General features: G+C 48.6%; 12 protein-coding genes. 9 read left to right on the top strand and 3 right to left on the bottom strand.

What is annotated here, in order from left to right:
* Positions 1-71 precede the first annotated feature (71 nt).
* Positions 72-1,028, bottom strand: a complete 957-nt coding sequence (hisB, locus tag O3660_RS04220; protein ID WP_049329531.1) for an imidazoleglycerol-phosphate dehydratase HisB — start codon at positions 1,026-1,028, stop codon at positions 72-74.
* Between the two features lie 19 nt (positions 1,029-1,047).
* The gene (gene hisC, locus O3660_RS04215; protein ID WP_049329530.1) at positions 1,048-2,133 is read right to left on the bottom strand and encodes a histidinol-phosphate transaminase; all 1,086 of its coding nucleotides are present in this window, start codon (positions 2,131-2,133) and stop codon (positions 1,048-1,050) included.
* Between the two features lie 218 nt (positions 2,134-2,351).
* Between hisC and O3660_RS04210 the strand changes: the two genes are divergently transcribed.
* The 9 genes from O3660_RS04210 (at position 2,352) to rplS (ending at position 11,259) form a co-directional block, all read left to right on the top strand.
* Positions 2,352-2,708, top strand: coding sequence for a DUF2069 domain-containing protein (locus tag O3660_RS04210; protein ID WP_049329529.1), 357 nt, complete (start codon positions 2,352-2,354; stop codon positions 2,706-2,708).
* Positions 2,705-4,537: a PglL family O-oligosaccharyltransferase gene (locus O3660_RS04205; RefSeq protein WP_049329528.1), complete on the top strand. Its 1,833-nt coding sequence runs from the start codon at positions 2,705-2,707 to the stop codon at positions 4,535-4,537. Before O3660_RS04210 ends, O3660_RS04205 begins: the two co-directional genes overlap by 4 nt.
* Positions 4,538-4,744: 207 nt before the next feature.
* Positions 4,745-5,422, top strand: coding sequence for a two-component system response regulator MisR (gene misR / locus O3660_RS04200; RefSeq protein ID WP_049329527.1), 678 nt, complete (start codon positions 4,745-4,747; stop codon positions 5,420-5,422).
* Positions 5,423-5,437: 15 nt separating this feature from the next.
* Positions 5,438-6,835, top strand: coding sequence for a HAMP domain-containing histidine kinase (locus tag O3660_RS04195; protein WP_049329526.1), 1,398 nt, complete (start codon positions 5,438-5,440; stop codon positions 6,833-6,835).
* A 55-nt stretch (positions 6,836-6,890) separates the two neighbouring features.
* Positions 6,891-9,281, top strand: a complete 2,391-nt coding sequence (locus O3660_RS04190; protein ID WP_049329525.1) for a bifunctional acetate--CoA ligase family protein/GNAT family N-acetyltransferase — start codon at positions 6,891-6,893, stop codon at positions 9,279-9,281.
* A 75-nt stretch (positions 9,282-9,356) separates the two neighbouring features.
* Positions 9,357-9,605: a 30S ribosomal protein S16 gene (gene rpsP, locus O3660_RS04185; RefSeq protein ID WP_003679465.1), complete on the top strand. Its 249-nt coding sequence runs from the start codon at positions 9,357-9,359 to the stop codon at positions 9,603-9,605.
* Between the two features lie 15 nt (positions 9,606-9,620).
* The gene (gene rimM, locus O3660_RS04180; protein WP_049329569.1) at positions 9,621-10,130 is read left to right on the top strand and encodes a ribosome maturation factor RimM; all 510 of its coding nucleotides are present in this window, start codon (positions 9,621-9,623) and stop codon (positions 10,128-10,130) included.
* Entirely contained in the window at positions 10,130-10,879 is a 750-nt protein-coding gene (gene trmD / locus O3660_RS04175) for a tRNA (guanosine(37)-N1)-methyltransferase TrmD (protein ID WP_049350980.1), read from the top strand. Before rimM ends, trmD begins: the two co-directional genes overlap by 1 nt.
* Positions 10,880-10,893: 14 nt before the next feature.
* Positions 10,894-11,259: a 50S ribosomal protein L19 gene (gene rplS / locus O3660_RS04170; protein WP_003679470.1), complete on the top strand. Its 366-nt coding sequence runs from the start codon at positions 10,894-10,896 to the stop codon at positions 11,257-11,259.
* A gap of 211 nt (positions 11,260-11,470) precedes the next feature.
* Here the strand turns inward: rplS and O3660_RS04165 are convergent, their stop codons facing one another.
* Positions 11,471-12,880 (bottom strand): PepSY domain-containing protein, encoded by a 1,410-nt coding sequence (locus tag O3660_RS04165; protein ID WP_070632549.1) that lies wholly within the window; start codon positions 12,878-12,880, stop codon positions 11,471-11,473.
* Between the last annotated feature and the right edge of the window lie 103 nt (positions 12,881-12,983).

Raw genomic sequence — 12,983 nt, 5'->3', positions numbered from 1 at the left:
AAGACAAATAATAAAAGGCCGTCTGAAATCCCAATCGGTTTCAGACGGCCTTTATTCATTCACACGATGCCTTATTCTTCAGATGCGGCTTCTGCTTCTTCTTGAACAGACTCTTCGCTCAGCGTGCCTTTGGTAGAAGGCGTTTGACCCATCATGCGCGGATCGTATTCGACCGCCACGCGCAATGCGCGGCCGAAGGCTTTGAAAACAGTCTCGGCTTGATGATGTGCATTACGGCCGCTCAAGTTATCGATGTGCAAAGTCATCATGCTGTGGTTCACAAGCCCATGGAAAAATTCTTCAAACAAATCAACATCAAAACGGCCGATCAGGGCGCGGGTAAAGTCGATGTTGTACACCAAGCCAGGGCGGCCGGAAAGGTCGATGACTACACGGCTCAACGCTTCATCCAACGGAACATAGGCATGACCATAACGGGTAATGCCGGCTTTATTGCCAAGTGCTTGTTTCAAGGCCTGACCCAATACGATACCGATGTCTTCAACCGTGTGATGGTCGTCAATGTGCAAATCGCCTTTGCAGGTAATATCCAAGTCAATCAAACCATGACGCGCCACTTGGGCAAGCATGTGTTCAAGGAAAGGAACGCCGGTATCCAAGCGGTATTTGCCGGTACCGTCAAGATTGAGGCTGACGGTGATTTGGGTTTCGCAGGTATTGCGGGTAACGGTAACAAAACGGCCTTCGGTTGAAACGCCAGCTTCGGCTGCTTCAACAGTTTGTTTTTCCAAACGCGCCGCTTCAACCGCTGCTGCTTTTTCTTGATCTTTGCTGTGATCACGGTTCAGCCAGCCTTTGCGTTTGCGCATACCGGATTCCAACTTCGCAGCCAGGCTCGGACGAATGCCGCGTGCAGACTCATCGCCTGCTTGTTGTTCCAAACGGCGTTTGAGCTGAGACAAAGAGGCGGAGTTTTCATAACCGCATGCGCGTGCAAGCTTGGTCAATGAGCCGGCTTCTTCAACCAGTAACAGAAAATTGGTCAAATGCAGTTGAGCTTTGTTCATAATGGTAGTTTCCTTGGAATCAAAGATTAGGGTAAAGGTTTTTAATAACGGCCAAAACGGCATCATTTTGCGCTGCCGAGCCTATGGTTATGCGGACACACTGTTTCAAAAGCGGATGACTGCCATGCAGTTTTTTAATCAGTATGCGGTTTTGCTTCAATGTTTCAAACAGCTCGTTCTCATCAGGGACACGAACGGTAATAAAGTTGGCTTCGCTCGGAAAAACTTGCAAACGGTTTAATTTCAGCAATTCATTCATCACGCGCGAACGCTCATTTTTTAATGTATCAATATTTTGCTGAATGATTTGATGATGTTTCAATGAGAATTTTGCCGCCGCCAAGCTTAATTGATTCATATTATAAGGAGGAAGAATTTTAGCCAGTTCACCCATAATGCTTGGACTTGCCGCCGCATATCCCATCCGCAAGCCTGCAAAGCCGATTTTACTGATGGTGCGCATTACGACCAGATTTTCGACTTCGCCCGCCCACGGAAGGAAACTGTCATGATGAAACGCACCATATGCCTCATCGACAACCACAATGCCGGTAGCCGCGCGAATGATTGCCTCTACTTCTTCCCGCTTAAAGCACACACCAGTAGGGTTATTGGGATAGGCAATAAAAATTAATGATGGCTGATGTTGCTCGATAGCGGTCAAAACGGCAGGGAGATTTAAAGAAAAATCTGGATTTAAGGGAACGCCGACATATTCCATGCCATAAAGCGCGGCATTATGACGATACATAACGAAACTTGGCTCAATACCCAATACACGCGCATTTGGTTTGGCAACCAGCATAGTCAAAAATTGGATAAGCTCGTCGGAGCCGTTGCCTAACGCGATTTCCGCCTTATCGGGAATACTGAAAACCTCCCTCAATTCTTCATAAATACCGCTCTTGGCAGCATGGGGATACAAATGAATCGGTGCCTGCTTTGCCAAATCCGCCCATTCTGACAATAAAGATTCATACCCGGCGAAAGGATGATGCGGACACTCCATGGCGTCCAACTTAATAAAACCTTCCGGCAAATCGGCAACCTGATAGGCTGTCATTACTTTAATGTCATCACGGATAACATCAGCAACGCGATTCATGGTTTTCTATCCTCCTGAGATAAAGTGTTTATAATAGTAGCACAATCTTTACTAGATATATATATTGATAAGACTATAAAACAAGATAAAGTTTCATTCGTTTGAAGAAAAAACAATAAATCCTTTCTTCAGCATCTTTAAGCAATATTCTTGGCTTACCCTGCCTTTTTAGCGGTATAATTTTAAGTTTTCCAGTACGGCTTTACGCCCTCAATATTGTGAACAATACACGCTCCCCATTACCTTATCTTGCAACTTCCATAAGCCTTATCCTGCTGATTCTGCTTTCCTTGTCATGGGAATTGTGGATCGCACCATTGCGCGAAGGCGGCTCATGGCTGGCACTGAAAGCCCTGCCGCTGTGCCTGCCGTTGACCGGTATTTTGAAAAAACGCATCTACACTTATCAATACAGCTCCATGCTGATTCTGATTTACTTTGCCGAAGCCTGTATGCGCCTGGCTGACACAGCCGTCGCCAGCCGGATTTGTGCCGCCGTTTCCGTATTATTGTGTATTGCCTTTTTCCTCGGCTGCCTTGCATTTATCAATCAACAAAAACACACATCAAAATGACCTACCACACACTTTCAGACGGCCTGACTGAATCTTCAATGAAAACCTTTTGGCCTTTATGGCTCAGTTTTCTTTGGATTTGCGCCGTCCCTTTTCTTTCACTCTACCGAGTCGGCCCACTGCCCAGCTTTTATTTGGAAGCCATCTCACTGAGCGGCTCATTGGTACTGACATTGATTAGCGCACACAAAGGCCTGCTGAATATCCGCCTTCCTGCACTCAGTATCGGCTTGTTTGCCATGGCTGCATTTTGGTCACTCCAAGCGCGCCTCATGCATTCCACCTACCCCGGCATGAGCGACATCACTGCCTGGACATTTGTCATTTTGGCACTGGGCGCATGGTCGGTGCGTGGCTGGATAGCAGCTTACGGACAGGAACGCATCGTCAGCATTTTTGCTTGGTCTTTATTGATAGGTGCAACCATACAGGCTGCTATCGTTTGGCTGCAATTTAAAGGCTGGTCCAACGTAGAGTGGTTGAACGGCATCATTGCCCGAAGCAGCGGTACCGTAAACGGCCAACTCGGCCAGCGCAATCATTTGGGACATTATTTGATGTGGGGCATTTTGGCAGCATCCTATTTATGGATGGCGCGCAAAATGTCCAATGCAGCAGGTTTTCTGTTCGTATTGGCATTGACTGCGACCCTCGGCCTTGTCAACTCGCGCACCATCTTGGGCTACATTGCCGCCCTATTCCTGATTACGCCGTTATGGTTTTGGCGTACCCGTTTCCAACACAAACGCGCACTGTGCATTTTCCTTCTGACCGCCATCCTGGCCGCTGCTTTCCAATTCGGCATGGGCAGCCTGTTGGATTTGTTTGGCAACATCAAATACGAAACCGCTGTCGAACGCGCAGGTACCAGCGGTTTTGAAGGCTCCATGCGCCAAATCGAATGGAGCAAGGCATGGATTGCCTTTCAATCCGCACCTTGGTTCGGACATGGCTGGAACAGCTTTGCCCAGCAAACCTTCCTGATCAATGCCCAACAACAATACTTCCCCAACAATATTCTCGGCGTACTGTTTACCCATTCGCACAATATCGTCATGCAGTTATTGTCTGAAATGGGCATTGCCGGCACCTTGCTTGCAACCTTAACCCTGCTTGCAGCCGTATGGCGACTGTCGGGCCGCAACCAAACGCCGGCTTCCCTGTTTTTGCTGACCGCCGCCGCCGTCAGCCTCTGCCACAGCATGCTCGAATATCCGCTTTGGTATATTTATTTTCTCACCGTATTCAGCCTGATTCTGTCGCTGACACCTTCTTATCCGAAAGATGTTTCAGACGGCCCTTTATCTACCCGAATCAGACAGTGGGCAGGCGGTATAGCCGCTTTATCGATTTTAATCGGCATGGCAAACCTCAGCTGGGAATATCAAAATCTGACCCAATATAGCCGTGTAGGGGAAACCGACAATCCGCAAACAGTTCAAAATAAAATCGACGGTTTGCAGCAGCTCTCCAAAGAAAGTCCCATGCTTGCCTATTACGCCGATTTAAGTTTAAGCAAACGTGCAGACCCGACCGATGCCTACATCCGCCCGTGGGCAGAAGAAGCCGCACTCAAAGCCCTGACCTACCGCCCCTACTCCAGCGCCTATCAAGTCGGCCTCTACCTCTACCGACAAGGCAAGAAAGAAGAAGGTGCGCAATGGATGCAGGCAGTGCAATATTATTACCCCTATATGATGTATTTCTACGCCGACAAAATACGCAGCCATCCGGCATTCGCCCCCCTGCTGCCCAAACTTTTGTCCGATTGCAAAGATTTCATCAATGCACCGAAACACCAAACTGCCAAATCATGCGACAAACCCTAAACAAAATACACTCAATTGTCAGTTTGTCCTTACAGGCCGTCTGAAAATGTAAAGAGCGACAAGTTTCTATGCAAAAAAGCGCAAAAGCACAGAAAATTACGCTATCAACAAAAGCAGATTGCATGTTAAGATTGAATACAACTCTATTTTAATCGCCGCACCGCCTATTTAGTGCCACGGCGCATACAATCACGAAAAGGAAATTCCATGAGTCGCGTATTACTCGTAGATGACGATGCCCTCTTGACCGAATTACTGACCGAATACCTGACTGCCGAAGGCCTCAACGTCCACAGCGTTTCTGACGGCGAAGCCGGCGTTCAAGAAATTCTGACCGGACAATACGATGTCGTCGTATTAGACTCCATGATGCCTAAAATGAACGGTTTGGACGTTTTGAAAAACGTACGCACCCAAAGCACTGTGCCCATCATCATGCTGACCGCAAAAGGTGACGACATCGACCGCATTATCGGTTTAGAAATGGGTGCGGACGATTATGTACCGAAACCATGCACACCGCGCGAACTCTTGGCGCGTATCAACGCCATCTTGCGCCGTGCACAACACAGCAACGAACAAAACAACGCGCCGAACAGCATTTCTGTCAGCGACGTTGTCCTCTACCCCGCCAAACGCCAAGCCAGCATCAAAGACACTCCGCTTGAATTGACCAGCACCGAGTTTAATCTGCTTGAAGTTTTGATGCGCCACGCCGGACAAGTTGTCAGCAAAGAGACCCTGTCTATCGAGGCACTCGACCGCAAACTGGCTAAATTTGACCGCAGCATCGACGTACACATCTCCAGCATCCGCCACAAATTGGGCGATGCTTCTCTGATTCAAACTGTACGCGGCTTAGGTTACCTGTTTGTTAAAAACTAAAGATTAAACAGATCAATGAAACTGTTTCAACGCATCTTCGCCACATTTTGCGCAGTCATCGTCTGCGCAATCTTTGTGGCGAGTTTTTCATTTTGGCTGGTACAAAACACCCTTGCCGAAAACCAATTCAACCAACGCCGTACCATTGAAACCACATTGATGAGCAGCATCATTTCCGCATTCAACTCACGCGGAGACAGCGGTGCGCGCGAAATTCTTTCCGAATGGAAAAACAATCCGGTTTCCAATGCCGTTTATGTCATTACCGGCGATGATAAAAAAGATATTTTAGGCCGAAACATCGACAGTCTCTCCATTGAGCGCGCCCGTATCTTTGCCATCAACAACCCCGAATCTGATTTGGCACACATCGAATACGACCGTTTCGGCGAAGAATACCTCTTCTTCATTAAAGGCTGGGACAATCATCAAGCCCAACGCCTACCTAGCCCGCTCTTCATTCCCGGCCTGCCGCTTTCACCTATTTGGCACGAATTTATCATTCTGTCTTTCATCATCATCGTCGGCCTGCTGATGGCATACATCCTTGCTAACAATATTACCAAGCCTATTAAAATTCTTGGTGGCGGCATGGACAGAGTAGCCAACGGCGAACTCGAAACCCGCATTTCCCAACAAGTTGACGACCGTGACGACGAATTGTCCCATCTTGCCGTACAGTTCGACAAAATGGCCGAGAAACTTGAAAAACTTGTTGCCAAAGAGCGCCACCTGCTCCACCATGTTTCTCATGAAATGCGCTCGCCGCTGGCGCGTATGCAGGCGATTGTCGGCCTGATTCAATCTCAGCCGCAAAAACAAGAGCAATACCTCAAGCGACTTGAAGGCGAACTGGTGCGCATGGATACTTTGGTCGGCGAATTGTTGACCCTCTCCCGCTTGGAAACTTCCAATATTCCTTTGGAAAAAGAAAACCTCAAACTCGTTCCGTTCTTAACCAACTTGATTGAGGACAACCAAAGCATTGCCCACCAAAACAACCAAAGCGTTACCCTGAGCATTGACCCAAAAATCCCTGAAAATGCCGTAGTCAGCGCCAACGAAGGCTATCTATACCGCGCCTTTGACAACGTGATCCGCAATGCCATCAATTACAGTCCGGAAGGCAGCACCATTCAAACCCATATCGGACAAGACGGCAAAAACTGGATTATCGATGTTACCGACAACGGGCCTGGCGTAGATGAAATGCAGCTTCCGCATATTTTCACTGCCTTTTATCGCGCCGACTCCAGCGCACACAAGCCCGGTACAGGTTTAGGGCTTGCCTTGACGCAGCATATTATGAAACAGCACTGCGGTAAAATCATTGCTGAAAATGTCAAACCCAACGGCCTGAGGATGCGTTTTATCCTTCCCAAAAAGAAAGCCGGAGACAAAAAAGAAGTCTAAAAATAAGGCCGTCTGAAACTTTTCAGACGGCCAAAAACACAAATAAGGACCCATCATGAGTGCAACTGCCCAAACCGGCTACTTCTTCATGCCTGAACACATCATCCTCGTCGGCGCCAGCGAACGTCCGCACAGCCTTGGCGAGCGCATTTTCAGCCACCTGCTCGGTTCCTCATATCAAGGCAAAATAACCCCTGTCAATCTTCGACACAGCAGTGTTGCAGGCATTCCCTCCTACTCCAGCCTCAGCAAAATCCCGGGCCAAGCCGATTTGGTTGTTGCCGTTATCCCGCCCGACCATTACGACTCGCTGTTCAAAGCCTGCCGTAAAAAAGACCTGCGCCACATTATCCTGATTCAAGATTGGGAAAACCTACCGCCCGAATCCTGCAAAAACGCCCGTTCCATCATTCAAAAACATCACGGCGACGAATTGAACATCACCGTATGCAACAGCGCAGGCATCCAACTTCCCTCGCTCAACCTCAACATCGGCACCCAAACCGACTATCCGGCCGGCCATATTGCCTTACTGACCGGCCACAGCACTGTCAGCCGCAACATCAACCACCTGCTGAACACGCTGCACCAAGGCGTATCACGCCACATCAGCCTCAACTATAACCTAAGCCCTACTACATCCGCCGACTGGCTCAACCGCTTCGGCCACAACCGCCATACCAAAGTTGCCGTGATCCACTACAATCCGGCCGAAAACCAACGCGAGCTGTTCAGTGCCATCCGCCACTTTACACGCCACACTCCGCTTATCCTATTGTCCACACACTACACCAACGACACAGACAAAGCCATCCTGCGCAGCCTCAGCCGCCATTGCAATTTCCAACCGGTATTCAATACCGCCGAACTGGAAGCAGCCCTAAAAGCCCACCTTTCCGGCATTCCCGTCATTACTAATCCCACTATTCTGTCCGACACGCCGATAGAATGGCTGCGCACTACCGCCGATGCCCGTGAATTGACCCTCGACCTCCCAACCGATGTACCATCCATCCGACAAGGCTGCATCGGCAGCAACCCAACGCCTGCACGCATCCACCGTCTGGCACTCGAACAATTACAAAATCCGCATACTCAAGCCCTGCTTGGCATTATTTCGCCAGATACGCCGGATGCGTACAGCATTCATCAAACTCTGGATAATTTGGCACAAAAAACCAGCAAGCCCATTCTCGTCAGCTATCGTTTTTCAGACGGCCTGACTCGGTTCAACACGCCGGAAGAAGCCTTACTGACACTTTATTTCCGCAATCAAACAACCTATTTGCAACAAATACAAAATACCCCTGCCCCAGCCAAAACAGGCCGTCTGAAAACACCTAAAAGCAAAAGTATCGATAAAGCCATTGCATCCGGCCAAACCGAACTGATGGCAGAAGCCCTATACCTGCCTCCGTGCCAAACCCAAAAACACCATGCCGTCCAGTTCCGGTTCAGCCGCCATGCCATTTACGGCAATACCCTTACCGCCCATTACAATGGCAAAACCGAAGCCGCATTGCCTCCCTTTACCACGCTCGATATCCAGCGTTTAAGCCAATTTGCAGAACTCGACAACACGTCCGTTCTCAATCAATTCCTGCATTCCCTAAACACGCTTATCCACAACAACCAGCATATCGGCGACATTATCCTCAACTATAACGGCAGCCAATACAACAGCACCATCATTCCCGAAATCGTAGAAAAACCTGTTGCGCCAACAACCAAAATCCCAAAAAAAGCCGTCCAAACCTTAGAACAGGCTGCCGCCAAAATGCAAAGTGCCGCCGCCTACCTCCAACAAAAAAATCCGGCCGCAGCCGAATTCCTACGCAATACCGGCGAAGCCGCTTCCGAACTGCTTCACCCTAAAACCGAAACGCCCAAGATACAAAATGTACTCGCACCCTATCCGAGCCAAACCGATACCTTTACCCTGCCCGACGGCAACACACTGCACATCCGCGCACTGGAGCCCGAAGATGCCGAAGCCAAACAAAAATTTGTCCGCCAATTACCCGCGGCCGACCGCTATACGCGCTTCATGACCCATACCAACGAGTTGCCGCTGCCCACACTCGCACGACTGACCCGTCCCGATTTCCATACCGAATGCGCATGGGCAGCCTTCACTTCAGACGGCCGTATTGTCGCAGTCAGCCGCTACAGCCGCATCAATCGCAATGAGTGCGAGTTCGGCATTACTTTAGCGCCTGAAGCACGCAAAACCGGCTTGGCCGGCAAAATGATGAGCCTCATTATCCAAACTGCCACACAGCAAGGTTACCAAACCATGAATGCGGAAATCCTCAAAGAAAACACACCGATGCTCAAACTCGCTGAAAAATCAGGATTTACCGTCACCCCATCGGAAACCGACCGCGGCCTGTATCAAGCCAGCCTCGATTTGAACGAATGGCAAAACAGCAACAAAAACAAATAAAAACTTGCATAACCCGTGTGAAATATCCTAAAATTAGCGGTTTCTATATATCCGCATTTTTCAAAAGGACTCAAAATGGTAGTTATCCGTTTGGCTCGCGGCGGCTCAAAACACCGCCCTTTCTACAACGTAGTCGTAACTGACTCTCGCAACCGTCGTGACGGCCGCTTCATCGAGCGCGTAGGTTTCTACAACCCCGTTGCCAACGAAAAACAAGAACGCGTACGTTTCGACGCAGACCGCATCAACCACTGGGTTGCTCAAGGCGCGAAAGTTAGCGACGCAGTTGCCAAACTGATTAAAGAGCAAAAAATCGCTGCTTAATCAGCCAAAATGACCATGACAGACACTCAAAAACGGGTAGCCATGGGCTACATCAAAGGCGTATTCGGCATTAAAGGCTGGCTTAAAATTGCCGCCAATACCGAATATACCGACAGCCTGCTGGACTACCCCGAGTGGCAGTTGTGCAAGGATGGCAAAACCCTGAATGTTGTGCTTGAGGCAGGTAAAATTGTCAATGGCGAACTTCAGGTCAAATTTGAAGGTATAGACGATCGCGACCAAGCATTTGCCTTGCGCGGCTATACCATCGAAATCCCCAGAGAGTCATTCGCCCCTACTGAGGAAGACGAATACTACTGGGCAGATTTAGTCGGCATGACCGTTATCAACAAAGAAAACATCGTCCTTGGCAAAGTCAGCAACCTGATGGAAACCGGTGCAAATGATGTTTTGATGATTAAAGGCGAACACGGACAAATCCTAATTCCCTTTGTCTCCAACTATATCGAATCTGTCGATACCGACAGCAAAACCATTATCGCCGACTGGGGTTTGGATTACTGATGCTGATTCAAGCCATCACCATTTTCCCGGAGATGTTCGACAGCATTGTCGAATATGGCGTTACAGGCAGAGCAAGAAAACAAAATCTTTGGCAGTTTCAAGCCATCAATCCCCGAAAATTTGCCGACAACAAATTTGGCTATATCGATGATCGCCCCTTCGGAGGTGGTCCGGGAATGATTATGATGGCGCCGCCGCTTCAAGCGGCAATTGAAGAAGCCAAAGCAAACTCGCAAAAACCTGCCAAAGTAATTTATCTCAGTCCGCAAGGTCAGCCGCTGACACATAAAAAAGCTGCAGAACTTGCCGAACTGCCCCATCTTGTTCTTCTATGCGGACGCTATGAAGGCATAGATGAAAGACTGCTGCAAAGCAGTGTGGACGAAGAAATCAGCATTGGCGACTTTGTCGTCTCGGGCGGTGAATTACCCGCCATGATGTTGATGGATGCCGTCTTAAGATTGGTTCCGGGTGTATTGGGCGATATACAGTCAGCCGAACAAGACTCGTTTTCAGACGGCCTTTTAGACTGTCCTCATTACACCAAACCCGTAGAATTCCAAGGCATGATAGTTCCCGAAGTCTTACGCTCAGGAAATCATGGCTTGATTGCCGAGTGGCGATTGAAACAATCGCTGCGACGCACTTTAGAGCGCCGACCTGATTTATTGGAAAAGCGCAGTTTAATCCCAAAGGAATCCAGCCTCTTAAAAGAAATCTTGCAAGAGCAACAGGAAATCCAATCATAACTTAGGAAAAACAAATGAACTTGATTCAACAATTAGAGCAAGAAGAAATCGCTCGCCTGAACAAAGAAATCCCTGAATTCGCTCCAGGCGACACCGTTGTCGTATCTGTACGCGTAGTTGAGGGTTCTCGCAGCCGTCTGCAAGCATACGAAGGTGTTGTTATCGCTCGCCGCAACCGTGGCCTGAACAGCAACTTCATCGTTCGCAAAATCTCTAGCGGCGAAGGTGTAGAACGTACTTTCCAACTGTACTCTCCTACCGTAGAAAAAATCGAAGTTAAACGCCGTGGTGACGTACGTCGCGCCAAACTGTACTACTTGCGCGGCCTGACCGGTAAAGCAGCTCGCATTAAAGAAAAATTGCCTGCTCGCAAAGGTTAATAGCTTTCATCAAAAACCCACTTCAATGAAGTGGGTTTTTTGTTTTTTATACAAAAACTCCTTGTCTTTCTTACACAATCCTGCAAGCTAATCACAATAAACACCTCACGCATAAACTGAAATAGAATCATAATCCCCTAATTCTTTTGACCTTTATAACAAAGGCCGTCTGAAACAAAAGATTCAGACGGCCTTTAATCACATCGGACGGTTATTTAAACCATCTTGCCAATGCCGGGATACGCGACAACAACAGTGTATCCAAAATCCAAATAACAGCGATTGCAGCAATGGCTGTTGGGAAAATCACAGCCAAAATCAGAAGTGGCACAGCCATTGCCCACCATACCGGCAATTTGATTTTCTGTGCAGGAGGAACCAAACCACGTGCTTCCGAAGGACGGCGTTTCCACCACATTACACAGCCGCTGACACAGATAAAGATAATCGCCAGACAGAACAAGACATTTGCCAATACGCTCCACCAGCCCAATGTACCCATATGCAAAGCAATGCTTGCCGCCATGAATTTACCAAACCAGTTGTAATCGTCGAAATGAATATCAGCCAGAATTTTACCGCTGTATTGATCGATGTGTACCGTGCGGTCAGCGGTCGGACTAATCATATCGTAACTCATTGAGTCTTGCGACAACGTCCATACACCGGTCTCACCTTTGGGTAAATTGAGCTGATAACGGCCTTTAAAGCCAATTTCACGTGCAAAGCGGTCAACCGTCTCCAAAGTCATCGGCTCGCTTGGATTAATGCCGTTTTCACCCATTGTCGTACCGGAAACCGGCATAGGCGTCAACTCCAAAATCCATGGCACTTCTTTAGATTTACCGTCGTTCAGCACATCACCATGGGTTGGAACGGAAGATACCGGATTAGGCTCGACGCCCCATTTACCCGCAGGAAATTGGCTCCACGCCTGAACCGCTTTACCCCCCCAAATACCTGCCCAAGCAATACCTGACAGACAGAACAGCAACAAAATCAAAGAAACCCAAGAGCCAAATGCGCCGTGCATGCTACGCCACCATGTGCGTCCTTTGCCTGCTTTCGGCACAAGCATGGATTTCAGGCTGCGCTGTTTCGCCCACCACAAATAAATCCCCGTGATTATCATCAGGATGGTCAGCGACGCGGCAGTTTCCAGCAGATAGTCGCCCACCGGGCCGATCATCATATCGCCGTGGATTTCGTCCATCGTGTGATACCAGCCTTGACCGCGCGGCATCGTATTCACAACTTTTGCCGTATAGGGATCAACGGCAACCATAGTGGCTTTATCATCATTGTTCACGCGGAATACGGCAACCATATCATCTGCGCGCGGCGCAATATATTGCACTACAGAAGCAGTTTCCGGATTCACAAACTGTCTGGCGGCCTCAGCCTGAGCCGACAAAGGCTGCACCACTGCCTGCGGCGTAATATGTATGCGTTCGCCTTCTTTACCGGTAATATTGGCGAATAGCAGCATTCCCAACCCTGTAACAGCCAGCAGGGTTAAAAACGGCGCAACCAAAAGTCCGGCATAAAAATGCCATCGCCAAACAGTCAAATAACGGCGGTTAGCCTGTTGTTCATTTTGGGAAGTTGGTTTTGTTTCCATATTTTCTCTTTATATAGTTAAAGCAGACTAATCACTACGAATTAGCAACAGGTATTTTAATCAAAAACATTCATTTAAGAAACCGTTTTTCCAATGCAGCGTT

Origin of the sequence: Neisseria sp. 27098_8_139 (genome assembly GCF_041433195.1) — a bacterium.
In the GTDB taxonomy this organism is placed as follows: domain Bacteria; phylum Pseudomonadota; class Gammaproteobacteria; order Burkholderiales; family Neisseriaceae; genus Neisseria; species Neisseria subflava.
Note: the sequence above shows the minus strand (reverse complement) of the source record. Positions and strands in the feature narration are given on the sequence as shown.

Excerpts from the sequence above, each read along its gene's own strand:
- hisB (WP_049329531.1), bottom strand. The coding sequence starts at position 1,028 with ATGAACAAAGCTCAACTGCATTTGACCAATTTTCTGTTACTGGTTGAA.
- hisC (WP_049329530.1), bottom strand. The coding sequence starts at position 2,133 with ATGAATCGCGTTGCTGATGTTATCCGTGATGACATTAAAGTAATGACA.
- O3660_RS04205 (WP_049329528.1), top strand. The coding sequence starts at position 2,705 with ATGACCTACCACACACTTTCAGACGGCCTGACTGAATCTTCAATGAAA.
- misR (WP_049329527.1), top strand. The coding sequence starts at position 4,745 with ATGAGTCGCGTATTACTCGTAGATGACGATGCCCTCTTGACCGAATTA.
- O3660_RS04195 (WP_049329526.1), top strand. The coding sequence starts at position 5,438 with ATGAAACTGTTTCAACGCATCTTCGCCACATTTTGCGCAGTCATCGTC.
- O3660_RS04190 (WP_049329525.1), top strand. The coding sequence starts at position 6,891 with ATGAGTGCAACTGCCCAAACCGGCTACTTCTTCATGCCTGAACACATC.
- rpsP (WP_003679465.1), top strand. The coding sequence starts at position 9,357 with ATGGTAGTTATCCGTTTGGCTCGCGGCGGCTCAAAACACCGCCCTTTC.
- rimM (WP_049329569.1), top strand. The coding sequence starts at position 9,621 with ATGACAGACACTCAAAAACGGGTAGCCATGGGCTACATCAAAGGCGTA.
- trmD (WP_049350980.1), top strand. The coding sequence starts at position 10,130 with ATGCTGATTCAAGCCATCACCATTTTCCCGGAGATGTTCGACAGCATT.
- rplS (WP_003679470.1), top strand. The coding sequence starts at position 10,894 with ATGAACTTGATTCAACAATTAGAGCAAGAAGAAATCGCTCGCCTGAAC.
- O3660_RS04165 (WP_070632549.1), bottom strand. The coding sequence starts at position 12,880 with ATGGAAACAAAACCAACTTCCCAAAATGAACAACAGGCTAACCGCCGT.